The sequence below is a fragment of the Sphingopyxis selenitireducens genome, assembly GCF_051550705.1.
Classification (GTDB): domain Bacteria; phylum Pseudomonadota; class Alphaproteobacteria; order Sphingomonadales; family Sphingomonadaceae; genus Sphingopyxis.
The window spans coordinates 184,496-208,766 of record NZ_JBPULG010000002.1 but is presented as its reverse complement, the minus strand read 5'-3'; the positions used below and the strand labels follow the sequence as shown (position 1 = coordinate 208,766).

18 protein-coding genes are annotated in these 24,271 nt (G+C 63.8%); 6 read left to right on the top strand and 12 right to left on the bottom strand.

Features of this window, described 5'->3' with window-relative positions:
* A complete protein-coding gene (locus tag ACSYDV_RS06870; protein ID WP_438323043.1) occupies positions 1-1,137 on the top strand; it encodes a CaiB/BaiF CoA transferase family protein in 1,137 nt (378 codons plus the stop codon).
* Positions 1,138-1,206: 69 nt separating this feature from the next.
* On the opposite strand, the gene ACSYDV_RS06865 is transcribed toward ACSYDV_RS06870, so the two are convergent.
* Together ACSYDV_RS06865 and ACSYDV_RS06860 are read right to left on the bottom strand one after the other, a co-directional pair.
* Positions 1,207-2,583: an aminotransferase gene (locus tag ACSYDV_RS06865; RefSeq protein WP_438323042.1), complete on the bottom strand. Its 1,377-nt coding sequence runs from the start codon at positions 2,581-2,583 to the stop codon at positions 1,207-1,209.
* Positions 2,584-2,701: 118 nt separating this feature from the next.
* Entirely contained in the window at positions 2,702-3,349 is a 648-nt protein-coding gene (locus ACSYDV_RS06860) for an FMN-binding negative transcriptional regulator (protein WP_438323041.1), read from the bottom strand.
* Between the two features lie 197 nt (positions 3,350-3,546).
* Between ACSYDV_RS06860 and ACSYDV_RS06855 the strand changes: the two genes are divergently transcribed.
* Entirely contained in the window at positions 3,547-4,677 is a 1,131-nt protein-coding gene (locus ACSYDV_RS06855; protein WP_438323040.1) for a serine hydrolase domain-containing protein, read from the top strand.
* On the opposite strand, the gene ACSYDV_RS06850 is transcribed toward ACSYDV_RS06855, so the two are convergent.
* Positions 4,678-5,682: a LysR substrate-binding domain-containing protein gene (locus ACSYDV_RS06850; RefSeq protein ID WP_438323039.1), complete on the bottom strand. Its 1,005-nt coding sequence runs from the start codon at positions 5,680-5,682 to the stop codon at positions 4,678-4,680.
* A gap of 28 nt (positions 5,683-5,710) precedes the next feature.
* Positions 5,711-6,811, bottom strand: coding sequence for a PepSY-associated TM helix domain-containing protein (locus ACSYDV_RS06845; protein WP_438323038.1), 1,101 nt, complete (start codon positions 6,809-6,811; stop codon positions 5,711-5,713).
* Between the two features lie 188 nt (positions 6,812-6,999).
* Between ACSYDV_RS06845 and ACSYDV_RS06840 the strand changes: the two genes are divergently transcribed.
* Positions 7,000-8,403, top strand: a complete 1,404-nt coding sequence (locus ACSYDV_RS06840) for a peptide MFS transporter (protein WP_438323037.1) — start codon at positions 7,000-7,002, stop codon at positions 8,401-8,403.
* Complete coding sequence (locus ACSYDV_RS06835; protein WP_438323036.1) at positions 8,400-9,245, top strand: right-handed parallel beta-helix repeat-containing protein; 846 nt, start codon at positions 8,400-8,402, stop codon at positions 9,243-9,245. Before ACSYDV_RS06840 ends, ACSYDV_RS06835 begins: the two co-directional genes overlap by 4 nt.
* 176 nt (positions 9,246-9,421) lie before the next feature.
* On the opposite strand, the gene ACSYDV_RS06830 is transcribed toward ACSYDV_RS06835, so the two are convergent.
* The 3 genes from ACSYDV_RS06830 to ACSYDV_RS06820 all read right to left on the bottom strand — a co-directional run bounded on the left by ACSYDV_RS06830 (position 9,422) and on the right by ACSYDV_RS06820 (position 14,119).
* A complete protein-coding gene (locus ACSYDV_RS06830; RefSeq protein WP_438323035.1) occupies positions 9,422-11,548 on the bottom strand; it encodes a TonB-dependent receptor in 2,127 nt (708 codons plus the stop codon).
* A 97-nt stretch (positions 11,549-11,645) separates the two neighbouring features.
* The gene (locus ACSYDV_RS06825; RefSeq protein WP_438323034.1) at positions 11,646-12,545 is read right to left on the bottom strand and encodes a formylglycine-generating enzyme family protein; all 900 of its coding nucleotides are present in this window, start codon (positions 12,543-12,545) and stop codon (positions 11,646-11,648) included.
* 155 nt (positions 12,546-12,700) lie between these two features.
* On the bottom strand, positions 12,701-14,119 hold the full coding sequence (locus ACSYDV_RS06820; protein ID WP_438323033.1) for a P1 family peptidase: 1,419 nt from the start codon (positions 14,117-14,119) through the stop codon (positions 12,701-12,703).
* 198 nt (positions 14,120-14,317) lie between these two features.
* On the opposite strand from ACSYDV_RS06820, the gene ACSYDV_RS06815 reads away from it, so the two are divergent.
* Together ACSYDV_RS06815 and ACSYDV_RS06810 are read left to right on the top strand one after the other, a co-directional pair.
* The gene (locus tag ACSYDV_RS06815; RefSeq protein WP_438323032.1) at positions 14,318-15,757 is read left to right on the top strand and encodes an NAD-dependent succinate-semialdehyde dehydrogenase; all 1,440 of its coding nucleotides are present in this window, start codon (positions 14,318-14,320) and stop codon (positions 15,755-15,757) included.
* A gap of 65 nt (positions 15,758-15,822) precedes the next feature.
* Positions 15,823-16,287, top strand: a complete 465-nt coding sequence (locus ACSYDV_RS06810) for a nuclear transport factor 2 family protein (RefSeq protein ID WP_438323031.1) — start codon at positions 15,823-15,825, stop codon at positions 16,285-16,287.
* 10 nt (positions 16,288-16,297) lie between these two features.
* On the opposite strand, the gene ACSYDV_RS06805 is transcribed toward ACSYDV_RS06810, so the two are convergent.
* From ACSYDV_RS06805 to ACSYDV_RS06785, 5 genes are all read right to left on the bottom strand, one after another.
* Positions 16,298-17,476: an alpha/beta hydrolase gene (locus ACSYDV_RS06805; RefSeq protein WP_438323030.1), complete on the bottom strand. Its 1,179-nt coding sequence runs from the start codon at positions 17,474-17,476 to the stop codon at positions 16,298-16,300.
* A complete protein-coding gene (locus ACSYDV_RS06800) occupies positions 17,467-18,726 on the bottom strand; it encodes a DUF418 domain-containing protein (protein ID WP_438323029.1) in 1,260 nt (419 codons plus the stop codon). The genes ACSYDV_RS06805 and ACSYDV_RS06800 overlap by 10 nt, the downstream gene beginning before the upstream one ends.
* A 1-nt stretch (position 18,727) precedes the next feature.
* A complete protein-coding gene (locus ACSYDV_RS06795) occupies positions 18,728-19,930 on the bottom strand; it encodes a serine hydrolase domain-containing protein (RefSeq protein ID WP_438323028.1) in 1,203 nt (400 codons plus the stop codon).
* Between the two features lie 117 nt (positions 19,931-20,047).
* Positions 20,048-20,929: a formylglycine-generating enzyme family protein gene (locus ACSYDV_RS06790; protein ID WP_438323027.1), complete on the bottom strand. Its 882-nt coding sequence runs from the start codon at positions 20,927-20,929 to the stop codon at positions 20,048-20,050.
* The gene (locus tag ACSYDV_RS06785; protein ID WP_438323026.1) at positions 20,919-24,197 is read right to left on the bottom strand and encodes an amidohydrolase family protein; all 3,279 of its coding nucleotides are present in this window, start codon (positions 24,195-24,197) and stop codon (positions 20,919-20,921) included. Before ACSYDV_RS06785 ends, ACSYDV_RS06790 begins: the two co-directional genes overlap by 11 nt.
* Between the last annotated feature and the right edge of the window lie 74 nt (positions 24,198-24,271).

Here is a 24,271-nt window from a genome sequence, read left to right as displayed (position 1 = left end):
ATGCCCGGTGCCGCCAGAACGCCGCTCGCCGGGCTGAAGGTCATCGAGCTTGCCCGCATCCTGGCCGGGCCATGGGCGGGGCAGATCCTCGCCGATCTGGGCGCCGAGGTGATCAAGGTCGAAAGCCCCGACGGTGACGACACCCGCAAATGGGGTCCGCCCTTTATCGACAATGGCGACGGGACGGCGGACGCCGCCTATTTCCACTGCGCCAATCGCGGCAAAGCATCGCGCGTGATCGATTTTTCGTCGTCCGCCGGCCGCGCCGAGGTGATCGCACTGATCCGCGACGCCGACGTCGTGATCGAGAATTTCAAGGTCGGAACGCTGGCGCGTTATGGCCTCGACCATGCCAGTCTGGCGGCGATCAACCCCCGGCTGATCTATTGCTCGATCACCGGTTTCGGACAGACCGGCCCCTATGCCGGCCGCGCAGGATATGATTTCGTCGTCCAGGGGATGAGCGGGATCATGGACCTGACCGGCGCGCCGGACGGCCCGCCCCAGAAGATCGGCGTCGCCTATGCCGACATCATGACCGGGCTTTATGCGGTCATCGCCATCGAAGCCGCGCTGATCCAGCGCGCGACGACCGGCACCGGGCAGCATATCGACATGGCGTTATTCGATGTCATGGTCGGCACCCTCGCCAATCAGGGGCTGAACTATCTGGCATCGGGCGTCTCGCCATCACGGCTAGGCAACGCCCATCCCAACATCGCCCCCTATGAAGCCTTTCCCTGCGCCGACGGCTGGGTCATCATCGCCGTCGGCAACGACCGGCAGTTTGCGCAATTGGTCGATTTGCTCGCACTGGACGAACGGCCCGAATGGCAAAGCAACGCCGCACGAGTCGCCGATCGCACGGCGCTGTCGGCCGCGATTACGGCAAAGCTGGCGTCGTGGAAGAATGGCGACCTGATGGCGGCGCTGGAAGATCGCGGCGTACCCGCCGGCCCGATCAACCGCGTCGAAGACGTCTTCACCGATCCGCAGATCGTCCACCGCGGAATGCGCCTTGCGCTCGATCGCGATGGCGCCGCCGCCGCGCCCGGAATACGCACCCCGATCCGGTTCTCCGATGCCGCGCTGTCCTGCGACCGCCCGGCGCCGAAACTGCCGCGCGCCGCGTCCTGATCCCTGACCCGATCGAAAGCGGTACCAGCCCGGCAGCTTTCCGGCAGGCCGGTACCGCTTTCGATCGGGTCACCGCGCCTGCACACCATAGTCCTTCGCGGTGGCATCGAGGCTTTTCATCATCTTATCGCCCATCTCGTCGATCTCGCCGCGGGTGATCGTCAGCGGTGGGCAGAGCACCATCGTATGGCCTACGGCGCGCGCGATCAGGCCATTTTGCAGGGCGATTTCGCGGCAGGTGACCGCCGCCTTTTCGGACGGATCGAAGAACAGCCTTTCGGTGCGATCTTTCATCAGCTGGAGCCCGGCGAGCAATCCGGCGCCGCGCAGTTCGCCGACCAGCGGATGGACGTCGGCGATCTGTTGCAGCACGCCGCGGAAATAGGGTCCGACATCCTCGCGAACGCGATCGACGAGCCCTTCGCGCGCGATGATCTCGATATTCGCCTCGGCCACCGCGCAGGCGACAGGATGCCCCGAATAGGTATAGCCGTGCGGAATGGGGCCGCCTTCGTAGAGCGCGTGATGGACGCGCTCGCCGATGCCGACCGCGGCGATCGGCATATATCCCGATGACAGGCCTTTCGCGATCGGCATCAGGTCGGGCTGGATCCCGTAATATTGCGAACCAAACCATTCGCCGAGTCGGCCGAAACCGCAAATCACCTCGTCGGCGACCAGTAGAATATCGTGCTTGCGGCAAATTTTCTGGATCCGGTCCCAATATCCCGGCGGCGGATCGATCACCCCGCCCGCGCCCTGGACGGGTTCGGCGATGAAGGCAGCGACATTGGCGGCGCCGATGACGGCGATCTTGTCTTCAAGCGCGGCGGCCGCGACTTCGGCAAATTGTTCGGGGGTCTGGTTGGCGCCATGCCGATACCAGTGCGGCTCCATAATATGTTCAAAGCCGGGGAGCAGTTCGTGCCCCATGTCGTGCATGGCCTTCATCCCGCCGAGGCTGGTCGCGGCCAAGGTGCTGCCGTGATAGCCCAGATGCCGCCCGATGAAGACGCGCTTCGACGGTTGCCCGCAGAGTTTCCAGTAATGATAGACCAACCGGATGACGGTATCGTTCGCCTCCGACCCCGAATTGGTGAAAAAGAAATTGTCGATGCCCTTAGGCGTCACCTCCGACAGCCGCTTGGCGAGCGAGATTTGCGACGGCGTCGCGCTTTGGAAAAAGCTGTTGTAGTAAGGCAGTTCGCGCATCTGGCTGGCCGCCACATCGACCAGTTCGTCACGGCCATAGCCGACGTTGACGCACCAGAGCCCCGCCATGCCGTCGAGGATCTTTTTGCCCTCGCTGTCCCAGACATAGCTGCCACGGCCCCGGGTGATGATAGTCGTGCCGCGTTCGGCCAGCTCGCGCGGGTCGGAAAAGGGGTGAAGATGGTGCCGGTCGTCCAGCGCGCGCCATGCCTCGGTCGAAAATCCAGCTTCCACGATCTCACCTCCCATTGTCATCGGTTCAATGGAAGCATCCCGGACTTGGGGCCTGGGCGAAAGATGTCGAAAGCGCCGCGGGCGTTGCCGTGAGAACACCGGCGCCGGTGCGCGGACGTCAACCTCGGTCGAGGTCGGCCATCAGATCGGCGATCTGCACATCCTCGGCCGCGCCCCGATCGCGCAGCCCGGCAATCACGCGCTGGCGATCGCCCGGGGGGTGCGTCTGGCTGAGCTTCGTCACGCCATCAATGCGCTCGATCGCGATCCGGAACGACCGGATCATCGGCAACAGAAACTCGACCTTGCCTTCCGGCGCGTCCTCCATCCGCCATGCGCTGCCATTATAGCCCTCCGACATCGCGATGGTGCGCCGCATGATCGCCCGCTGTTCCTCATCATCGTCGATCGGCGTCAATCGGCCGCGGACCTGTGCGGTCATATAGTTCCACGTCGGCACCGTCGGCCGTTCGACATACCAGGACGAGGAAATATAGGCATGGGGGCCGGCAAAGATCGCCAGCGCCGCCTGCCCGTCGGCGAGGACCGCGGCATGGGGGTTCGCCCGCGCCAGATGGCCGACAAGCTCCATCTCGTCCGGGGCGTCGCTCGCGAAATAGATGGGGACGCTCGTCGCGAAGGGCGAGCCGTCAGACGCTGCCGAAACGAGCTGCGCAAAGGGATATTGTGCGACCAGCGCGCGCGCGTCAGGCGCCCGATAATGTTCGGGGACATGCATCCGGCGCCGGCTTTCCTGTTCTTCCATTTCACATCCTCCTGTTCCGCCTTTAAGCGGGCCTGTCGCATCGACAGCAAGTTGCCAAGGCGCAAAGAGGTGGTGCTCATCCAGCACCGGCCGGATAGGTGCCGGATGGGCACCACCTCCCTACTCCTTCGCACCGATCCGGCCGAACGAACGGGCTATAGTGCCGCGCAACATGTGATTTTTGAACAGGACGCCCCATGAGCCGCCAGCCTTCCAACATTGTCGACGCCTATGCCGGAAAACTGTTTCCGAACGAACAGTTCGCGACCTTTTCGGCATCCGAAAAAAGCTTTCCCACCCGCACCGTTTCGCGGGGCACGGGGGTTGTCGCGGACCTGCGATATGCCGCGACGATGTTGCCCGATCTGCCGATCGTGACGGACAGGGAAAGCTGCGACCTGATCGACTATGTGTCACGCAATCGCCTGGTCGGCCTGACGATCGTCAAGGATGGCGCGGTCGTCCACGAACGCTATGAAGGCGGCCTCGGCCCCGACATGCGCTGGATTTCGATGTCGATGGCGAAATCGGCCGCGACCACGCTGATCGGCGCCGCGATCGTCGACGGGCATATTGGCGGAGTAAACGACCCGCTCACCGACTATCTGCCGGCGCTGCGCGGCAGCGGATATGACGGGGTGTCGATCCGGCATCTGATGCGCATGACATCGGGGGTCGAATGGGACGACACCCACACCAATCCCCAGTCGCACCGGCGGCATATGCTCGATTTGCAGGTCGGCGGACAGCATGGCGCGATCATGGACTATATGGCGACGCTGCCCCGCATCGCGGAGCCGGGAAGCGTGTGGAATTACAGCACCGGCGAAACCCATGTCGTCGGCGCGCTGGTGAAAGCCGCGACCGGCAAATGGCTGGCCGATTATCTGAGCGAAAAAATCTGGTCCCGCGTCGGCATGCAAGCCGACGCCTGTTGGTGGCTCGAAGCCCCGGACGGGCTGGAGGTTGCGGGAAGTGGCCTGTGCGCGACGATGCGCGATTATGTGCGCTTCGGTCTGTTCGCGCTCAATGGCGGAGTGGCCGGCGGCGAACAGGTGGTGCCGGAGGGCTGGTTCGCCGACGCCAGCGGCGCGCACGACAGCGACGACGCGTTCAACTATGGCTATATGTGGTGGCCGGTGCCCGACCGGAGCGGCAGCTTCCGCGACGGCGCCTACAGCGCGCGTGGCATTTTTGGTCAGTATATCTATATCAACCCGGCGCGGAGCCTGCTCGTCACCGTGCTTAGCAGCCGCGCCAAGCCAAAATATTCCGAAGCCATTCTCGACAATGACTTCTTCAACGCCGTGGTGGGTGCGATCGGCTGATCAGCCGCGCTTGGGCGCAAATTCGGGCAATTCCTTAGCTATCGTCTCGCGCAGCCAGCGCCGGAATGTCCGCACCAGCCGGTCGTCCCAGCGATCGCGGCGCGCGATCAGCACATAATGTCCCATCCGGACGGGAAAGCTGTCCTTGCCCGCGCCGATGTCGATCAAGGCCCCCGATTGCAGATCGTCGCGAATGATCAGGCTGTTGGCCAACGCGATACCGCGGCCGTGGCGCGCGGCATCGACCGTCAGATGGCCCTGCCACAGACGCGGGCCACCGATCCGCTCTTCGCATGGCACGCCGTATGACCGCAGCCATTGCACCCAATTGTTCGTGCCGCTTTCGTGCAGCAGTTCGTGCGAAAGCAGGTCTGCGGGATCGACGATCGCATCGCGCGCTTCCAGATAGCGGGTGCTCGCAACCGCGATGATCGGCACATGGGCGATCGTCCCCTGTTGCTGCCAGGCCGACGGTTTGACCTCATCCTCATAAGTCGCGTTGAACCGGATATCGAGATCGGCCTCATGCCCCGCGAAATCGGGCGAGGCGTCGGTCGGGCGCAGCTCGAAATCAATGCCCGCATTGCGCGCTTCGAACGCCGCGAAATGCTGCGAGAGCCAATGCAACGCAAATCCGGGCGTGCACCAGATCGACAGGCTGTTGTGTTGCCCGCTGTTGAGTACGTCGAGTGTCGCATGGGCGATGTCTTCGAGCGCCTGGCTGATGCTGGCGTGATAGATGCGCCCCTGCTCGGTCAGCACAATCCCGCCGGGCGTGCGCGCGACGAGTTGCACGCCAAGCCAGCTTTCGATCGATCGCAAATGGCGGCTCACCACAGCATGGTCGCGACTGAGCCAGGCCGCCGCCTTGCGGATTCCCCCCAGTCGCCCCACCGCATCGAACGCCCGCAGCGCCTCGAACGGCGGAAGCGACTTTCGCTCGGGCGGACGAAGCGGTGCGCTCACGTCGAGGTGGCCGCAATCAAAATGATAAGGTGCATTCATGATATTTCCCACAGGCGATGTTGGACCGTCAATTGGAATCTCGGGCGGGAGCGCGCGGGCGCTTTGCGGGCCGGCGCCGGGATGAGCGTACCCATGCGGTCATCGCGAGCACCAGCATGACCAATGCCCCCGCCCCGCACAGAAAGGCCGCAATCCGTCCGCCGGTCCCGAGTATCTGGCCGGTGTGGAACGGATAGAGGGCGTTGAAGATCGCATCGGCGCCTCGCTTCGTGCGCGCGTCGTCGATACGGACGATATGCCCGCTGCGGTCGAGATAGATGGCCGTGGCGCCATAGCTGCGCGACATCTCGCCCGGCGCGTGGATGCGGACGCGATACACGCCGGTCTCATCGGGCATGTCGACGGCGGTGAAGCGTGCGCCGGGGATGCGCCCCAGCGCCAGCGCAACGGCCGCTCCGGCGTCGATGCGGTCGGGCGCGTCCAGCGCCGAGACCGACGGCGCCGAAACGCCCGCCATGTCTTTCAAGGGATCGGCAAAGGCGAGCATCACTCCCGACCCGGCGAGAGCAAGCAGCGGGATGGCCAGCCAATAGCCCAGAAAGCGATGCCAGCCGAGCAGGTTCGCTTGCCCCGAGACAAGCCGCACCGGACGCCGCACGATGCTGCGTCCCATCGCCTTCGACCGCCAGCCCGCCACCAGCCCCATGACGATGCTGAAGATCAGGAACAGCCCCGACACGCCGACGATCGCCTGTCCGGTGTCGCCGGCGAGCAAGGTCTGGTGAAACGCCTTCATCGTTTCATAGAGTGCGCCGTCGCCGACCGCCTGGCTGTCGGGACGCGCGCGGAGTATCCGTCCCGAGCTATCGATGCGAAGCGTATAATCGCGGCCGTCCTTCGCCGCATAAACGTCGAGCTGCCCTTCGACGCCGCCCGAAATCCAGATCGAGGACATATCATAGGCGGCGTCCGCAGCGCGCCGCGCCGCGGTCCCCACCGCCGCAGGCGACACCATGACGGCGCGCGCGCCGAGCAGGCGGTCATCCATCTCGGTCCGAAAATGAATGGCCAGTCCCGACGCGATCTGAAGCAACCAGAACAGCGCCAGCGACAGGCCGATAAATTTGTGGATGGTGCGCGCGGTCCGTGCGCCTGTGGCCTTTTTCATCCGCCCAGTCTCGAACCCGTCCGGCCGATGGACGAGATGCCTAAGCACGGATCAGTGGTGCTCCACGCGCACCATGTCACCGACCTTTGTCGCCTGTTCCCGTTTTCCCTCCCGCCTTCTACTAGTGCCCAGTGGAAGGGGATAAATATAATGACACAAAGCGATCTCGGCAGAGGCCTGTGGCTCTCATGACGACGGCCTCCTCCGCTCCGCTTTATCCGGCGTCCGGCGTCCTCGACGACGGCAAAGAGATTTTCGGCCACCCGCGCGGTCTCGCCTATATCGTCTTCACCGAGACCTGGGAGCGCTTCTCCTTCTATGGAATGCAGGCGTTGCTCGTCCTCTATATGACGCTGCACCTCTTCAAGCCCGAGAATAGCGCGGTTGTCGCCGGCTTCGACGGCTATCGCGCCGTCATGGCCACGGTTTTCGGCCCGCTGAGCACACAGGCGCTCGCGGCGCAGACCTTCGGCCTCTATGTCGGCTTCGTCTATTTCATGCCCGTGTTCGGCGGATTGCTGGGCGACCGCTATCTGGGCCGCAAAAACGCGGTCATCATCGGCGCGGTCTTCATGGCTGCCGGCCATTTCCTGATGGCGTTCGAGGCGCTTTTCCTGTTCGCGCTGCTTGCGCTGGTGATCGGCTCGGGGTTTCTGAAGGGCAATCTGGCGGCGCAGGTGGGCTATCTTTATGCCGCCAACGACAAGCGGCGCGACGCCGGTTTTTCGGTCTATGTGTTCGGGATCAATGTCGGGGCGTTCGTCGCACCGCTGATCTGCGGCACGCTGGGTGAGCTTTATGGCTGGCATTATGGTTTCGGCGCGGCCGGGATCGGCATGTTGATCGGCCTCGCCATCTATCTGAAGGGCCGCCGCTATTTGCCGCCCGAAAAGACCAGGCTCCAGCAAGGCGAAAAGATTCGCCTGCAACCCGGCGACGGGACGAAAATCGCGGCGATTGTCGCGATGCTCGCGATCACCGCGCTCTATTGGACCGCGCAATCGCAGGTCTGGAACAGCTATCCGCTGTGGATCAAGGATCAGGTCGACCGCAATCTGGGTTTTGCGACCGTGCCGGTGACATGGTTCCAGTCGCTCGATTCCCTCGCCGTTCTGCTCCTCGCCCCCGCAGTGCTCTGGTATTGGAGGCGCCAGTCCCGGCGCGCGGCCGAACCGGCGGATCTCGCCAAGATCGGGCTTGGCTGCGCGGTTTTCGCGGCGGCGTGCCTGTTGCTCTCCACCGGCGAAATATTGGCGGGCAGCGGTCAGGTCGCGATCATCTGGCCCGTCCTGTTCCATTTCGTCTGCGCGATCGGCTTTCTCTATCTGGGGCCCATCGCGCTCGCGCTGACATCGCGGGCGGCCCCACCCGCGGTCAACGCGATGATGGTCGGTTGCTATTATCTGGCGATCTTCGCCGGCAGCTTCGTGAGCGGATGGCTCGGCCGCTTTTATGAAACCATGTCGCCGGCGGCCTTCTGGGCGATGCACGGCGCGATCGTGGGCAGCGGGGCGCTGTTGATCCTCGCCTTTGGCCGACCGCTGCTGCGCGCGATGGCGATCCAGCCGCAAACAGATGGAGACGCCCCATGACGCTGAGCATCGCATCGCTTGTCGCTGCCGCCACGGTGATCGCCTGCCCGCAGGATGCCGTTCAAGCCGAGTGCCAGTTTCGCGGTGCCGGCGCGTTGCAAGCCGCGGTCGAGGCGACCCTCGATGGCGGGACGCTGATTATCCGGCCCGGCGAATATGTGGCGGAGGGAGGTCGCAGCACCGCCTTTCAGGATGCCACCCTCCCCTCTTTCCTGACCATAGCCGACCGGTCGATCACCCTCCGCGCCGATGCGGGCGCGGTGTTTGTCGGCAATCCGAAGGCGCCATCGACGGCGATCACTCTCGTCAATGCGAACGCGACGATATCGGGCCTCGAGGTCCGCGACTTCACCTATGCTTCGGACGAGGACGCGCTGTACGACGGTCACGGAATTTTCGCGATCAACAGCCGGCTGACGCTCGACAGGGTCCACCTTTCGGGGATTTCGAAAATGGCCGTCTCGGCGCGGGGCGACAGCCAACTGACCGCGCGCCATGTGACGATCAGCGACAGCCATGTCGGCTTCTGGCTCCGCGAGACCTCCTATGCACGGATCAGCCACGCGGTGGTCGAGCGCGGGCCGGTCGTAGGCCTCTGCGCCTATGCGCAAAGCAGCGCCCATATTACGGATTCACGCTTCAGCGGCTTTGCCGACGATGGAATTTTCAGCGACGACGATGCGGTGCTGTTCGTGTCGCGGACCGAGGTCAACGGCAACAGCCCCTTTGGCATTCGCGCCAGCGGCAACAGCCGCATTTCGGTTACCCAAAGTACGGTCCACGGCAATGCCGAGGACTTCGGCACCGAGGGCAAAGGCGAAATCAGGCGCGACCCAAGCTGACGACCATATCATCGACCAAAAAAGCCCCGGACAACAGAGCGTTGCCTGGGGCTTTTTGCTGTGAGCCCATCCACCGCTGCTGGCATAGGACGCCCGCTCCCCCCAACAGGAAACGCCGCATCCCGTGAAGAATGCGGCGTCCATGTCCTGGGGAAAGCCTGTTGTTTACATTGGGATCAGAATTTGGCCCCGACCTTCATCCCGATCACCCGCGGACGGGTGCGGTTGGAGTTGGCCCAGCCCTGATAGGGGTCGATCGCACGATTGACGTTGAGCAGGTTGGAGCCATAGACCTCCGCGCTGAAGCGGCCGAAATCGAGCCCCATACGCGCGTTGAGCAACGACAGCGTGTCCGATTCCTGCGGAAGGACGCTCGCCATGAAGCTCGACCGATCAGTGTAGCTCACCTTGTCGCGGAAGTTGAAATCGACCCGGGCAAAGCCGTCGATAGTGTCCGACACCGCAAAATCATAATTGGCGCTGGCCGAATAGCTGAGCTTGGGCGTGTAGTCGGTCAGATCGCCGACGATATTCACCTGATCGCCGGGATCGGTGTCAACGATCTTGCTGTCGAGATAGGCGGCGTTGACGCCGAAGGTCAGCCCCGATGCCGGGCGCACCTGCACGCCGAATTCCAGTCCCTTGACCCGGACCTTGCCGATATTGCTCGATTCGGACAGGAACTGCCCGTTCACATTGACGAGCCGGCGCCGGATCATGTCGGTGTAGTTGGTGAGGAACGCGGCAACCTCATATTGGAAAAGGCCGCCGGCAAAGCTGCCCTTGCTGCCGATTTCATAGGTTTCGACATTTTCAGGGCCATAGGAACCGAAGGGCGCCTGATTGAAACCGCCGCTGCGGAAGCCTTGCCCATAGCTCGCGTAAACACGCGCATTTTCGGCGACGCGGTAGCTGACGACGACGCGGGGATCGGTCGATTCAAACGTGCCTCGATTGGTCACACCGGTATCGGGCAATGTTTCGGTGAGATCGCGCTGCTTGTCGTGGAAATAGCGAATGCCGCCGCCGACGGTCAGGCGGTCGGTCAGGTCATAGGAAATATCGGCAAAGATCGAGTAGTTTTCAGTCCGCGATTTCGAGAAATAATATTGATCTTCGACGACGATCCCGCCGCCCTCATACAGATCGCCATCCGCCGCGAACGCATAGTCGTAATTTGCAAGCAGATCATTCTTGCCCACCGCATAATAGCCGCCAACGGTCCATTGGAACGGACCCGACCCCGACGACAGACGCAGTTCCTGGCTGAACTGGCTGGCGCTGCCATAACGGTCGTCATTGCCCTCGACAAAACCATAGGAGAAATTGCCCGGGCGCGGGATGTAGGTGAAGGGATATTGCTCGTCGAAATCGGTGTAGGTCGTCGCGCTCACCAGCTGGGCGAAACCGAGATCATAGTTGAGTTCGAGATTATAGCTGGTGAAATCGAACTTCTTGGGGATGAGGACCGTTGCCGGGTCGATCGCGATATCGACCGTCCGGTCGGCCTCCTCAAAGCCCAGTCCGAGCTGGGTTTCGGCGCGGTGAATCTGGACCATGGCCTTGGCCGAAAAGCGGTCGCTCGGCTGCAACAGCAGTTGCGCGCGGACATTGAGCAATTCGGTGCCATTACCGTCCTTGATCCCCGCCTCGGGCTGGTCGACCCAGCCGCCGCCATCTTCGTAAAGCGCCGCGATGCGCAGCGCCGCCTTGCCGGTCGCGATCGGAACGTTGACGACCGCCGAGGTCTTGTATCCTACCTCGCCCTGATCGACGTCATAGACCTCGCCGGTCACGGCAGCGGAAAAGGCATCGAGGTCGGGCTTGTTCGTGATGTAGCGGATGACGCCCGCCGCCGCGCCCTGACCATAGAGCGTCCCCTGCGGCCCCTTGAGCACCTCGATCCGCTCCAGATCGAGCGCGACGGGACTGAGCTGGATAAAGCCGCCCAGCGAAAGCGGCGCCTCGTCCAGATACTGCCCGACCAGCGCCCCCGAACCCGACTGGTTAGCCAGCCCGCGCATGAAGATCGTATAGCTGCCGGGGCCATCTTCGCGCATGGTCAGGCCGGGAACCGAAAAGGACAGGTCCTGAACGCTGGCCACGCCCTTTTCCGCCAGCTCCTCGCCACCGAGCACCGAAATCGCCATCGGCACATCGACGAGCCTTTGCTCGCGTTTCTGCGCGGTGACGACGATCAACTCGCTGTCATTGCTGCCGTCGGCTGCCTGCGCAAAGGCCGGCTGAGCCAAAGTGGCGGCGAGCAACGCGACGGCGGAGCTTGTGTAAAAAGACGTTTTCATATGGCCCTCCCAGAACCTGTTAAATCTGTTGCTGGCAAGCTATCCGAAGACGGCGGCACGCCATGATGCGAAATCGCGAAGTCGTGGTGCCCGAATGTCACCGCGCCGGCCCGGGCCGTGCCGCGCCATTGCTGGCCAAACGAAAGCCGACAGTGAAATATCCTTCGTCGCGCGGCCCCGGCAGCCGAGAGGTCGGCAACATATATTCGGCCGCATCGCCGTAGGAACCGCCGCGCACCGCACGGTGACCCGGCGAGCCGCAGCCCGTTGTCCGCGGTAAGCCATCGACCGGCGCGCCCGCATAATCATTGTGATAGCAATCGGCCTGCCATTCCCAGACATTGCCGCGAATGTCGTGCAATCCGAAACGGTCGGCCGGAAAGCTCCCCACGGGCGCGGAATAGACCCAGCGATCCTTGCCCGACGCCAGGCCGCCGCAGCATTTCTCCTTGCCGATATTGGCCACATCATGGGTGATCGTTCCCGACGCCCCCAATCCGCCCCGCGATGCGACATATTCCCATTCGGCCTCGGACGGCAGGCGGTAATTTTGCCCCGTCTTCTTGTTCAGCCAGCCGATATAGGCTTGGGTGTCGTTCCAACTGATGCAAACGACGGGCTCATCATCCTTCTGCGCAAAACCCGGCGCATCCCATGCCCGGTCGGGGTCGATGAACCATTTGGCATCTTCCTTGTAGATGTTGCATTTGCGTTCGGGAACATAGCCGCTTTCCTTGACGAAGCGGCCATATTCGGCGCGTGTCACCTCATATTTCGCCAGTGCGAAGGACGGGACGGTGACGTCATGCCGCGGTCCGTCCATCGGGCCATAGCCATAGTCGACCGTCTCACCCATTTCGAAATCGCCACCGGCAATTTCCGCCATCGGCGGACAGTCGGCGCAATCCTTTGCCCCGTCGGCTTGCGCCATATTTGCGGAGTCAGCCGAACAGGCGCCGAGACCGAGGATCGCCCATATCAGAAGATGGTTTTTCATTGCCCTGTTTCCCACACGGATTTCCCGTCCATTGCGCGGCGCCCGAAACCGGACGTTCGGCATCGCATCCGAGCATCTTGCATGCGCGAACGAGAGGCGCGTTTACCAAACCAACTGGTGCGCGAATGGCACCACCGGCGCCAGCCGGAGCTGCGTCAGTTCCTGCGGCCCACTTGCTGCCAGCGGCCGGGGTTCAAGATCACCTCGCCATCGCGAAACTGTACCACGAGAGGATAGCGTCCGGGGACCAGATAGCTGTTGTCCGACACGAAGAGCAGTTCGCTCGGCGCGTCACGCTTGATCGCGAATATGTCGCGCTCGCCCGTGGCCGACGCCTTCAGCGCACCGCCCTCGAACCAGATTTTGAGGCTGGCGAGCGGGCTGAAGCGATAGTCGCCGGTGAATTTGGCCGCGGCCGCAGCGGTCAACGGTTTCGCACGCTTGACCGACGGCAGTTGCCGCGCGGGCGCAGCCGCGGCGAGCACCGCGTCCCACATCAATTCCGATGCCGCGACCCCGATTTCAGCCGAGGGCAGGAATTCGCCCGGCCCCTTGTCCACTTCGGCGGTCGAAACTGCATAAAGAACATCGCCGTCGAGCTCGGTGGCAAAGGGCTGGATCGCGCGCGCCATCGAGGTGTGAACCTGTACCGCCAGTCGGTTCAGTTCGGCCTTGGACATTTTGCGGTTGGTTACGACCAGGCTGATCGTCGTATTCTTGCGATCGGGCCCGGTTCCCTCATCGCCATTCCAGCCCGGCTGGAGGCTGGCCGGCGCATTGCCCATCAGATAGCTGGCGGTTAGATCGGCGGGCCAGCGCGATCCCTTGTGGCACGACACGACCTTGCCATCGCGGCCGACAACGACCCCCAGCGCGTTGACGACGGTGAACACGGCGATCTTGACGTCGCCGATCTGCCGGAACGCCGCGCCCTGCCCCGAGCGGGCGTTGCAGCCGAAAATTCCGCCCGACACCGCCGAGCGTCCGGCGCCATAGGCACCGACCGGGAACCAGCCGGGCTTCGCCGCGCGCAAGGCTGCCTGCGCCAGCCTTTTGTCGGGATAAATCTCGTTCAGCCGGCGTCCGCCGAAATCATAGATGATCGACCCTTCGACCAGCCCGACATTGTCCCAATGGCCGCTGCGCGTTCCGTCGTCCTTCAACGCGGTGTTCACCGCGGTAACGGCTTCAAGCCCGTACCAGGACCCGCCCGACAGCACGATCGCATCGAGTTCCGGAAACTCGTAGCCGAGACGCAGATAGTCCGAATTGACCGTCCCCGGCCCGCCGCCGCGGGTGTCGATCGCGGCGTGAACGCGCTCCTTGAACCGGATCACGGTCAGCCCGGTCGGCCCGTCCTCATATTGCCCGGTGCCGATCGACAGCATCGGCCAGTCGAAACCCAGCGCATCCTTCGTTCCCGCGCCATCGTTGAGCGTCATCGGAAGGTCCGCCTGGCTTTCGGGAGCGGCGGGCGGGGTGTCGGCAGCCCATGCCATGCCCATGAAGGGCGCATTGAGGGCCAACACGGCCGCCAGTGCGGCGCTTGTGACCTGCGCGCGAATTTCTCTCATTCTGCTCACCTTCCGACATTTGGGTATCTGGTGCGAAGCTTTCGCAACAAATCGCCGGAAACATAAGTGCAAAGAATCGGCGAGCTGGTGCGCTGAATGCACCAGCGCCATTGCTGAACGCGACTGGGGGACGGCGATGGCCGCCCTAGAATCGCCGGCAACCGTGTTTGATCCCCCACCAGCGACAGGTTCCTTCCGATGACGACATCCTACTCCCCCCTGCTGACATCCTCGATCGACGGCGAATGGCTGCCCGCCGGCAACCGAAGCCTCCGCCCCGTCGTCAACCCGGCGACCGGCGATGTGATCGGCGAATTGCCCGAGGTGACCGCCGACGACCTCGATCGCGCGCTCGAGGCGGCGGATCGCGGCTTTCGCACCTGGCGTAGCGTCCATGTCGACGATCGCGCCGCGATCCTCCACAAGGCGGCCGACATATTGCGCACCCGGATCGACCAGATCGCGACGGCGATTGCGATCGAGCAGGGAAAGCCAATCGCTCAGGCGCGCGGCGAAGCGGCGGCGGGGATCCGCTTTTTCGATATCCATGCCGAGGAAGCGAAACGATCCTACGGCCGCGTCCTCGTTCGCCCGTCGGGGCAACGCGCGACCGTGACTTATGAGCCCGTCGGCCCATCGGTCGGTTTTGCGCCGTGGAACTTTCCCTTCTTCAACGTCGCGCGAAAGATCGCGCCCGCGCTCGCAGCCGGTTGTTCGATCATTTCCAAGCCCGCCGAAGAAACCCCGGCGTCGGCCATCCTGATCCAGCAAGCCTTGTTTGAGGCCGGCCTGCCCGTCGATGCCAGCCAGCTGGTGTTCGGCGATCCCGACCTGATCAGCCGCCATCTCATCGCCTCGCCGGTGATCCGCAAGGTCAGCTTCACCGGGTCGGGACCGGTCGGCAAGCATCTGATGAAACTCTGCGCCGACGGCATGAAGCGCACGACGATGGAGTTGGGCGGTCACGCCCCTGTGCTGATCTTTGACGACGCCGACATCGGCAAGGCGCTGGCGTTGCTCGTGCCCGGGAAATTCCGCAATTCGGGGCAAGTCTGCGTGTCGCCGACGCGCTTCTATGTCCAGCAGGGCATTTACGACCGCTTTGCCAAGGCCTTTGCCCAAAGGACGGCGGAGACGATCATAGTCGGCAACCCGCTCGACACCGGCACCGTCATGGGACCGCTGGCCAATGGCCGCCGTCCCGAAGCCGTCGGCGGGCTGATCAACGATGCCGTCCGCCGGGGCGCACGGACGCTCCACGGCGGCGAAGCCATCGACGGCAAGGGCTATTTTCACCAGCCCACCGTACTGGTCGATGTTCCCGAAGAGGCGCGGATCATGAACGAGGAGCCCTTCGGCCCGGTCGCCATGCTACGCCCCTTCACGACGATCGACGAGGCGATCGAGCTGGCCAACCGCCTGCCCTTCGGCCTCGCCGCCTATGTGTTCACCCGCAACCTTGGCACCGCGATGCGCGCGTCGGACGGCATTGAATCGGGCATGGTCGGGGTGAACACCGTCGGCCTGTCGACGGGCGACGCGCCGTTCGGCGGCGTCAAGGAATCGGGCCACGGGCTGGAAGACGGGCCCGAAGGTCTGAAGGCTTTCATGGTGTCCAAATCGATCCACATGATGTGAGGGAATCGCCGGTTCGCTCCGGCCTGGTGCCGGATCGGAAGCGGGCAAATACGGGAGAATAGTCCATGACGATTCGATACGCCGCCGCACTGTTGTTCGCGCTTTCGCCTGGCACCGGCATGGCCGCCGAAGCCCCGCCGGTTGCGACCAGCGTGTCCGCCGAGGTCGGGCAGCCGCTGACCGCGCTGCTCGATGCGATGCGCAAGCGCGACGTTGCCGCGCTCGATACGGCGCTGGCACGCAGCGTCGAACCGCAGATCGTCTATTATTGGGGCGACACGATCACCGGCCGCGACAATATCCTGCAATGGCACCGCGAATGGTTCGCCGAGGCAGGCTGGAGCATCGAGCCCGGCCCCATCGGCCATGCGCTGGTCGGCGACCCGCTGGCGACGCTGACCGCGCCCATGCGCTACATCAAAAGCGCCGAACGCCAGTTCAAGATCCTGATCAACTATAGCCTGGTCAAGGAAGCCGATGGCTGGAAGGTCGCCCGGATACAGCAGACCTTGCTCGAAGGGCCGCCCTGACGCCGGAGCGCTAGGGCGCCGCCGCCGCCTCGTCGATCAGCACCGCGCGGCTGCGGATCGCGGTGCCGAACAGCCGCGCGCTGTCGGTCGCCGCGCGGTCGGCGTCCTCGACCACGCCCGAAAACTGCAAAAATCCGTGCGCGAGCGTGGGATAGTTGAGATAGGTCACCGCCACCCCGTCGCGCTCCAGTTGCCGTGCCAGCGCCTGCGCCGGATCGCGCAGGATGTCGAACCCTGCGGTGACGACGATCGTCGCGGGCATCCCCTTCATATCGCCGGCCTGGAGCTCTTCCGCCGCGCGCGCCGCGGTGGCGGCATCGCCGAACGCGAGCGGAATCATGAAGTCACGAAAGGCGATATCGAGACCGTATCCCTTTCCGAACAGCGCAAAGGAGCGGTAGCGCGGTTCGAAATCGGTCGAGGTGTAGTAGAGCAATTGATAGAGCGGCGCAGGCTTGCCCGCCGCAAGCTGTCGCCGCGAGATCGCAAGCGAGATATTGCCGCCCGCGCTGTCGCCGCCGACGCCGATCATCGCGGGGTCCGAACCGAGCGCGGCGGCATTGGCGCGTGCCCACAGAAAGGCATCTTCGCCATCGTCGTTGGCGGCCGGCCATTTATGCTCGGGCGCCAGCCGGTAATCGACCGAAACCACAATCGCCCGCGCCTCGTTCGCGATCAGGCGCGCGCTGCGGTCGGTCGCCTCGATACCGCTGTAGATCCAGCCGCCGCCGTGAAAGTAGAGGAGCATCGGCAAGGGACCGGGCTCATCGACGATGGGCGTATAGATGCGGATCGGGATCGGGCCCCCGCGCCCGTCGATCGCGCCGTCCTCCACCTTGCGCATGGGCGCGGTCACCTTGGTCAGCAGCGCCCAGTCGCGCGCGAGCGCCGCGCGCGCCACCGGGCGCTGCTCGGCCGAGTGGAACATCGCGAGCCCCTTTGCCACCTGTTCGGGCGGACGGCGGCGCCGCGCCTCAAAATGATATTGCAACTTGGGATCGAGGTGCTGCCCGTCGACCACCTCGCGCGGCCCTTCCAGATTGGCGACGAACCAGGCTTCGGGACGCGACATCAGCTCTAGCCGCTCGGCTTCCGCAGGGGTCGCGACGAAATCATCGGCGGGACTCGCCGCCGCAAGGGTCGTCAGGGCCAGCAGGCAAAAGCCGAGGCGCTTGTCGATCATGGACATATATTTTGCTCCTGTTTGACGAAAGGCGGACGCTCGCCGCGCGCGAGCGAGCGCCACACCCATTCGAGCGGGCCGTAATGAAAATGGTCGAGCCAGGGTTTCGACCAGAGCAGGATGATCGCCCAGACGGCGAGGACGACGATGTAGCACTGCCAGCGCTCGAGATAGCCGTACCAGCCAAGGCCGTAGCCGTTGAAGAACAGCGTGCAGAGGATGCTGGTGCCGAGATAGTTGGAAAAGGCCATCCGGCCCGCCGCAACGAGCCGCTCGGCCAGCCAGCCGTCGCGCGCCGCCTTCATGAACAGGATGACGATCGCCGCATAGGCGGCCGACAGCGGCGGCCGCAGGAAGGTCAGATGGATGGCCTCGGTCAGGTTCAGCGTGATCGGCGCGTAGCCCGACGCCACATTCCACGCCACCAGCGGAAGATAGAACGGGACGCAGACGAGGAAGCTCCAGAAGACGACCCGTCCATAGGCGCGCTTAGACCAGGCGCCCGAGAAGAAGCCCAGCCGGAACAGCGCCATGCCGATCGCTATGAGCGCCAGCGTATCGGGGATCGCCAGCGGATGCGCCCGGGTGAGAATATGGATCGCGCCCGGCGCGCGCGTCTCCAGCGCATCGGCATAGCTGCCGCGATAGCCGTCGAGCTGCGAATGGACCGACGGCAGTGCGACCTCCGCCTGCCACTCGGCCCATTCGGCCCGCGTTTCGGCCGAAGCATTGGGTGCGGCAGCCGCACGCTGGGCATGGTCGAACGAGACATAGGTCGCTACGCCCAGTGCCAGTTTCAAAAGAAGCAACGCCGCCCCGGCGATGAACAGGCGGCGCACCGGCCAACGCCATGCGAGCAGCGCGATCATCCCGCAGACGCTGTAGAGAACAAGAATGTCGCCGTACCAGATCAGCCAGCAATGGATCATGCCGAAGACAAACAACCAGAACATCCGCGCGAAGGTGACACGCACCGGGCTTTCGCCCGCGCGCAGGGCGCGCTCGGCGATCAGGACCGTGCTCGCCCCGAACATCATCGTGAACAGCCCGCGCATCTTGCCGTCGAACAGAATATAGTTTGCCGCCCAGGCGACGAAATTCGGCCCGTCCGCACCCCCATAATAGGTCGGAAAATAATAGGCGTAGCCTGGCATCGCGAGGTCGACGACATTCATGAGCAATATGCCCATCACCGCCACGCCGCGCACCGCGTCGAGGGTGCCGATCCGTTTGCTCACCCCCGTCCCGGTCGCCATGTCAGCGCCCCGCCGGCGCGGTACGGTCGGCAGCGTCGACCGCCGCCTGAATGAAGGCCCATTGCAAGGCATATCGTTCGGGGCCGCCCGCCTTGGGCCATGCGCTCTGGATGACGACGATCAGCTTGCGTTTGGGGTCGACGAACAGCGCCTGCCCCATGATCCCGAGGCCGCGGTAGCTGTCACCGGGGCCGACCCACCATTGATAGCCATAGCCGATATCGCCGAACGCCTTTTCGCTATGCTGTGCGGTCGCATCTGCGATCCAGCCGTCGGGCAGGACCGGTGTGCCTGCCGCGCGCCCGCCTTCGAGCATGAACAAGCCGAGCCGGCCATAGTCGCGCAGCGTCGCGCTGAAGCAGATGCCGCCGGTCTCCAGTCCTTCGGGCGAAGTCATCCACACGGCATCGGCCTCCATGCCGAACGGCCGCCAGATCTTCTCGGAAAAATAGGCCGACAGCGATTTGCCCGTCGCGTTGATGACCGCCGCGCCGATCAGATTGGATTCGGCGGTCGAGTAATAATATCGGGTGCCCGGTGCGGCGACACGCGGCTGCGCCGACATCCGCTTGTAGAAGTCGGGGCCCATATGCGTCGCATAACGGCTGAAATCCGACGCGGGATCGTTATAATCCTCGTTCCAGCCGACACCCGATCGCATCTCCAGCGCCTGCCGGATGGTCACACCGTCGTAAGCGCCACCCTTCAGCTCGGGCACATAACGCGCGATGGGCTCGTCGAGATTCCGGATCTTGCCATCGCGCAGCGCGGCGCCGACCAGCGTCGAGGTGACCGATTTTGCGATCGAGAAAGAAGTCCAGCGGTCGGCAGGCTTGCGCCCCAGTCCATAGCGCTCCGCGACGATTTTCCCGTCCTGAATGACGAGCACGCCCGCTACGCGGTTCGTCTTGACGAAATCATCGATGGTGTAGGGGCGATGTTCGTAGGTGAAGTCGATCTTCATTTCCTGCGGCGCGACCGGAAGCGCGCGCACCGGGCCGCCCGCCTTGATCACATTCGTCGGAAAGACCGTCTCCATCGCCCGATAGCCGCTCTCCTGTTCGCTGGGCGACCAGAAGCCCAATCGCTCGGCGAGCGGAGGCTGGGCGGCCGCGTCCTTGGCAAAGGCGGGCGCGGCCAGCGCCGACCCGACAAGAAGCGCGGCCAGAACGATATTGCGGCGGAATGGATAAGCGCATTTCATCGGCCAGCTCCCCGATCGGACCGAAACGTCCGATCCCCGAACGATAGGTCCGCGATCCCCCGGCCCCAGTTGAGAAAAAGCGTTCAGCCGGTGTCGCAGGCGCACCAGGCGCCCGGATCAGCCGGCCGGATGCGCCAATCGGAAACCGACGGTGAAATAGGCCTCGTCCGCCGGACCGCGGAGCCGGAAACGCTCCTCGAGAAATTCTCCGGCATCGCCATAGGAGCCGCCGCGGATCGCATGATATCCGCCGTCCGGACAGCTCTGCCGCGCCGATCCGTCGACAGGCGCGCCGACATAATCCTGATGGTAGCAATCAGCCTGCCATTCCCAGACGTTGCCGCGGATATCGTAGAGACCCAGCCTGTCCGCGGGGAAGCTTCCCACCGGCGCGGTCTCGATCCATGTATCGCGCCCCTCGGTCTTGCCGCCGCAGCATTCGACCTTGCCGATGTTCGCGGCGTCGTGCGTGACGCCGCGCCCGCCGCCCCGCGCATCGCCCAAATCGGCGCGCATCGCGACATATTCCCACTCGGCTTCGGACGGCAGGCGATACTGGCGCCCGGTCTTGCCGTTCAGCCAGGCGATATAGGCCTGGGTGTCGCGCCAGCTGACGCACAATACCGGATGATCTTCGCCCTGCGCGAAGCCCGGGCGCTCCCAATTGCGGTCGGGGTCGATGTGCCAGCTGGTGCTTTCGTCATAGACGTTGCATTTGCCCGCCGACACATAGCCGGTGTCCTTCACAAAGGCGCGAAACTCGCCCACCGTCACTTCGCGCCTCGCCAGCGAAAAGGAGGCGACCTCCACATCATGCGTCGGTCCGTCGATCGGCCCATAGCCGCGATCGACCATCGTCCCCATCGCGAAGGTGCCGCCGGCGATCGGCGCCATTTCAGGCGGCACGATGCTGTGCGGGACGCTTTGTGGCAAGGATGCGCAGCCGGCGACGAGCAGCAGGGCGAGCGCGGCGAGGCCGCCGCGGCGGTCAACGGTCACGGCCGACCTCCCCCCATGCGGGATTCCAGTCGATGCCGTGCTGGTCGGTCAGCTCCCAGAAAAACCTGGTGCGTGGTTTGTCGCGGTTGCCGATCTCGTTCATCGTCTCGGAATCATAAAGGCGTCCGTTGACCATGGTGTAGCGCACGCTGTTTGCATTTTTGATATCGACCAGCGGATCGCGATCGAGGACGATCAGGTCGGCGAGCTTGCCGGGCTCGATCGAGCCGAGCTGGTGATCGAGGCCCCAGGTTTTCGCGCCATTGATCGTCGCCGCGCGCAGGATGCGCATCGGCGCCATCCCGCCTTCGGCAAGCAGCTGCATTTCCCAATGGATCGCAATCCCCGCCGACTGGCCGTGGGACCCGACGTTGATGGTAACCCCGGCATCGTCGAGCCGTTTCACCGACCGGCTGACCGAGCGGAAACCGACGTCATACAGCTCGTCGGCCTGATGGATTGTGTGCATGCCGCGGACATAGAGCGGCGCGTCGGATGGCCCCATGATCGGGTTATAGGCATTGTTCACGCCGGGAATGAAGTTCCGGACCTTGGACTCCTTCCAAGGCTCCTGCGTCTGGTAGATGTAATTTTCGCCGAACAATTCGCCGAAGGTGACGATCAGCGTCGGCGTGTTCGCCGTGTCCGCCTTTTTGAACAGCTGGAGCAGATCGTCATAGTAAGTGGCGACCGGCAGATTATGCTCGAGGGTCGATGAGCCGTCGAGCAGGACGTTGACATTATCATAGAAATGCCCTGCGCCCTCGGCATCGATCATCTGCCCGCTCTCGTTCGCCGCCTGCAACAGCCATTGTTTCTGCGCCCGGGTCGTCAGTTTATAGCTTTTGAGAATTTGGCCGCCGATCGCCGCCTTGCGCCGCGTGATCGCGCGGGCATCCTCGAGGCTGTCTATCCGGTTGAAGACGCGGTCGGGCTTGCCAGACCGGCCATAGATCACATGGCCCGTGGTCAGCCAGCGCGGGCCGACCATCAGTCCGGCCATCGTCATCTCTCCGGTTTCGTAACTGGGCAGTTCATTGGCATAGGGATCGAAGTTGGTCGTGACGCCATAGGCGAGCGCGGCATAGCGGACAGCGTGCTTTTGCGGCATCACGCTGGTCCCATAACAGCAGTCGATATGGCCATGCGCATCGAACAGGCCGGGCATCACCGTCTTGCCGGTCAAGTCATAGACTTTCGCCGACGCCGGGATCGCGACGCTGCCCGCCGGGCCGACCGCCTTGATCCGGTTGCCCTCGACCAGCACTGTCCCGCCCTCGATGATCGTGTCGTTGCCGGTCATCGGCAGAATGCGCGCGTTGGTGAAGGCGATGCTGCCGGCGGGAATGTCGGCGGGGGCGCTGAGTGCGACCGTCCGCAGCGGTGTGTCGACGACGCCTTCGGCATCGGGCGCGGTGGCATAGACGTTGCGCCCCAATGTCCAATAGAGGCGCGATGAATCGCCACTCCATGCCAGTTCATACCCGCCCGAACGCGTCAGCCGGCGCGCCGCCGGGTTCTTCTCGGCGGTGATCTTCACCGCTTCGTTCCCGGCCGGGAACGGCATCACATTGAGTTCCTGAAACTCCTTGAACGCGATCCATTTGAAATCGGGGCTGATGGTGAAATCGCCGGTATCGGCGGTTTCGGCATAGGCATGATCCTGCGTCGCACCGCCCTCCGTCGCAATGCTGCTCAGGATAACCGCGCGGCCCGCGGCATAATCGGCCGGTCCCATGAAATAGACGCGCCGGTCGTCGGGAGAAAAGCGTGCGAGGCCGCTGGCCTTGGCGAGATAGCGCGGGTCTTTTCCGTCAACACCCACAACGTACAGACCGGCGGGATCGCGCGCGCCGCCCATCTGCGAATCGGGATCGAGGATGCGATAGGCGATGCGTTTGCCGTCATTCGAGAAAGTGGGTTGGCCGATGATGCCGCCGCTGCGCGCAATCACCCTTTCCTTGCCTCCGGCCGCGCCGCGCACGCGAAGCGTGCTGCCCTTTTCATCATCCCAGTCGACATAGGCGATCCAACGCCCGTCGGCCGACCATGCCGGATCGGTCTGAGCGCCAGTGCCATCACTCAGACGGCGCGGAGACGCCTCTCCCGCCGCGTCCTGCCGCCACAAATTGCCGAGCGCGCGAAAGACAAGCTCGCGGCCATCGGGCGACGGCGCGATCTGGCGGATGATTTTTGCATCGACCCGGTCGGGGGCGAGGTCGAGCTTTGTGCGCAGGGCGCGATGAACCCGGTGGTTCGCGGTGAGGCGGAACGGGATATCCGCCGCCGTGCCGCTCTGCATGTCGACCTTGACCAGCTTGCCCTTGGCCCAGATCGCCACATGGCGGTTGTCGGGAAACCAGTCGAACGCGGGATAATAATGTTCCTGCGGGATATAGTCAGCCTGTAGATCGCGATCGAGATCCTGATAAATTGCGGTCTGCGCGCGCGTCGCGACGTCGTATCGGAATAGTACCGTGCGCGCGCCGACGCGGCGGATGAAAGCGATCGCCTTGCCATCGGACGAAACCTGCGGCGTCGTGGCGCTTCCGAAGCCCGAGATCAGGTCGACCGTCTCGCCCGTCCGCATGTCGCGGCGACGCACGACGAAATTGCTGAGCGCGGTGTTGTTGTAGACATAATGGGTGCCGGCGACGCGCTCGGTATAATAGAGATATCGGCCGTCGGGAGAATAGCGCGGCTCCTGCATATCCTTGCCGCTCTTAGGTGGTTCGACGAGCTGACGCTCGGCCGTGCTGCCGATTTCGAAATGACGAAGTTCCGAAGTCCGCATCTCGTGGACCACCGCGCTCGTCTTGGTTGCGACGACCGAGCGGCCGTCGGGCGCCCATGCCGGACCGGTGATCATCGCCAGATTTTCGCGCGTCACTTGCTGCGGATTTCGCCCGTCCGGGTCGGCGATCCAGATATTGTCCGCGCCGGTCTCGTCGCTGAGATAGAGGATCTTGCGTCCGTCGGGGTTGAACTGCGGGCTGCGCTGGGTGGCCGGCCCCGACAGGATCGCCTTAGCCTCGCCACCGCCGGCAGGCATCGTATAGATGTCGTTGAGCAGGTCGAAGATGATGGTCTTGCCGTCGGGGCTGACATCGACGCTCATCCATGTGCCTTCGCTGAGCGTCAGCGCGACGTCATCCGCGGGGGACGTCAGAATGTCCGGTGCGCTTTGCGCGTAGGCGGGCTGAAGAATGAGCGCGCCGCTGGCCAGCGCGGTCGCCGTCAATATTGTCGCCCAAACCGAACCCGTCATCATAGCGTCCCCCATTTTTGTTTTCAGTCAGCGCAATCGCGTCTGCCGCATATCGAGATTATGGCAAGCGAGAT

Excerpts from the sequence above, each read along its gene's own strand:
- ACSYDV_RS06870 (WP_438323043.1), top strand. The coding sequence starts at position 1 with ATGCCCGGTGCCGCCAGAACGCCGCTCGCCGGGCTGAAGGTCATCGAG.
- ACSYDV_RS06805 (WP_438323030.1), bottom strand. The coding sequence starts at position 17,476 with ATGTCCATGATCGACAAGCGCCTCGGCTTTTGCCTGCTGGCCCTGACG.
- ACSYDV_RS06825 (WP_438323034.1), bottom strand. The coding sequence starts at position 12,545 with ATGAAAAACCATCTTCTGATATGGGCGATCCTCGGTCTCGGCGCCTGT.
- ACSYDV_RS06820 (WP_438323033.1), bottom strand. The coding sequence starts at position 14,119 with ATGAGAGAAATTCGCGCGCAGGTCACAAGCGCCGCACTGGCGGCCGTG.
- ACSYDV_RS06830 (WP_438323035.1), bottom strand. The coding sequence starts at position 11,548 with ATGAAAACGTCTTTTTACACAAGCTCCGCCGTCGCGTTGCTCGCCGCC.
- ACSYDV_RS06855 (WP_438323040.1), top strand. The coding sequence starts at position 3,547 with ATGAGCCGCCAGCCTTCCAACATTGTCGACGCCTATGCCGGAAAACTG.
- ACSYDV_RS06785 (WP_438323026.1), bottom strand. The coding sequence starts at position 24,197 with ATGACGGGTTCGGTTTGGGCGACAATATTGACGGCGACCGCGCTGGCC.
- ACSYDV_RS06850 (WP_438323039.1), bottom strand. The coding sequence starts at position 5,682 with ATGAATGCACCTTATCATTTTGATTGCGGCCACCTCGACGTGAGCGCA.
- ACSYDV_RS06845 (WP_438323038.1), bottom strand. The coding sequence starts at position 6,811 with ATGAAAAAGGCCACAGGCGCACGGACCGCGCGCACCATCCACAAATTT.
- ACSYDV_RS06835 (WP_438323036.1), top strand. The coding sequence starts at position 8,400 with ATGACGCTGAGCATCGCATCGCTTGTCGCTGCCGCCACGGTGATCGCC.
- ACSYDV_RS06815 (WP_438323032.1), top strand. The coding sequence starts at position 14,318 with ATGACGACATCCTACTCCCCCCTGCTGACATCCTCGATCGACGGCGAA.
- ACSYDV_RS06800 (WP_438323029.1), bottom strand. The coding sequence starts at position 18,726 with ATGGCGACCGGGACGGGGGTGAGCAAACGGATCGGCACCCTCGACGCG.
- ACSYDV_RS06840 (WP_438323037.1), top strand. The coding sequence starts at position 7,000 with ATGACGACGGCCTCCTCCGCTCCGCTTTATCCGGCGTCCGGCGTCCTC.
- ACSYDV_RS06860 (WP_438323041.1), bottom strand. The coding sequence starts at position 3,349 with ATGGAAGAACAGGAAAGCCGGCGCCGGATGCATGTCCCCGAACATTAT.
- ACSYDV_RS06810 (WP_438323031.1), top strand. The coding sequence starts at position 15,823 with ATGACGATTCGATACGCCGCCGCACTGTTGTTCGCGCTTTCGCCTGGC.
- ACSYDV_RS06795 (WP_438323028.1), bottom strand. The coding sequence starts at position 19,930 with ATGAAATGCGCTTATCCATTCCGCCGCAATATCGTTCTGGCCGCGCTT.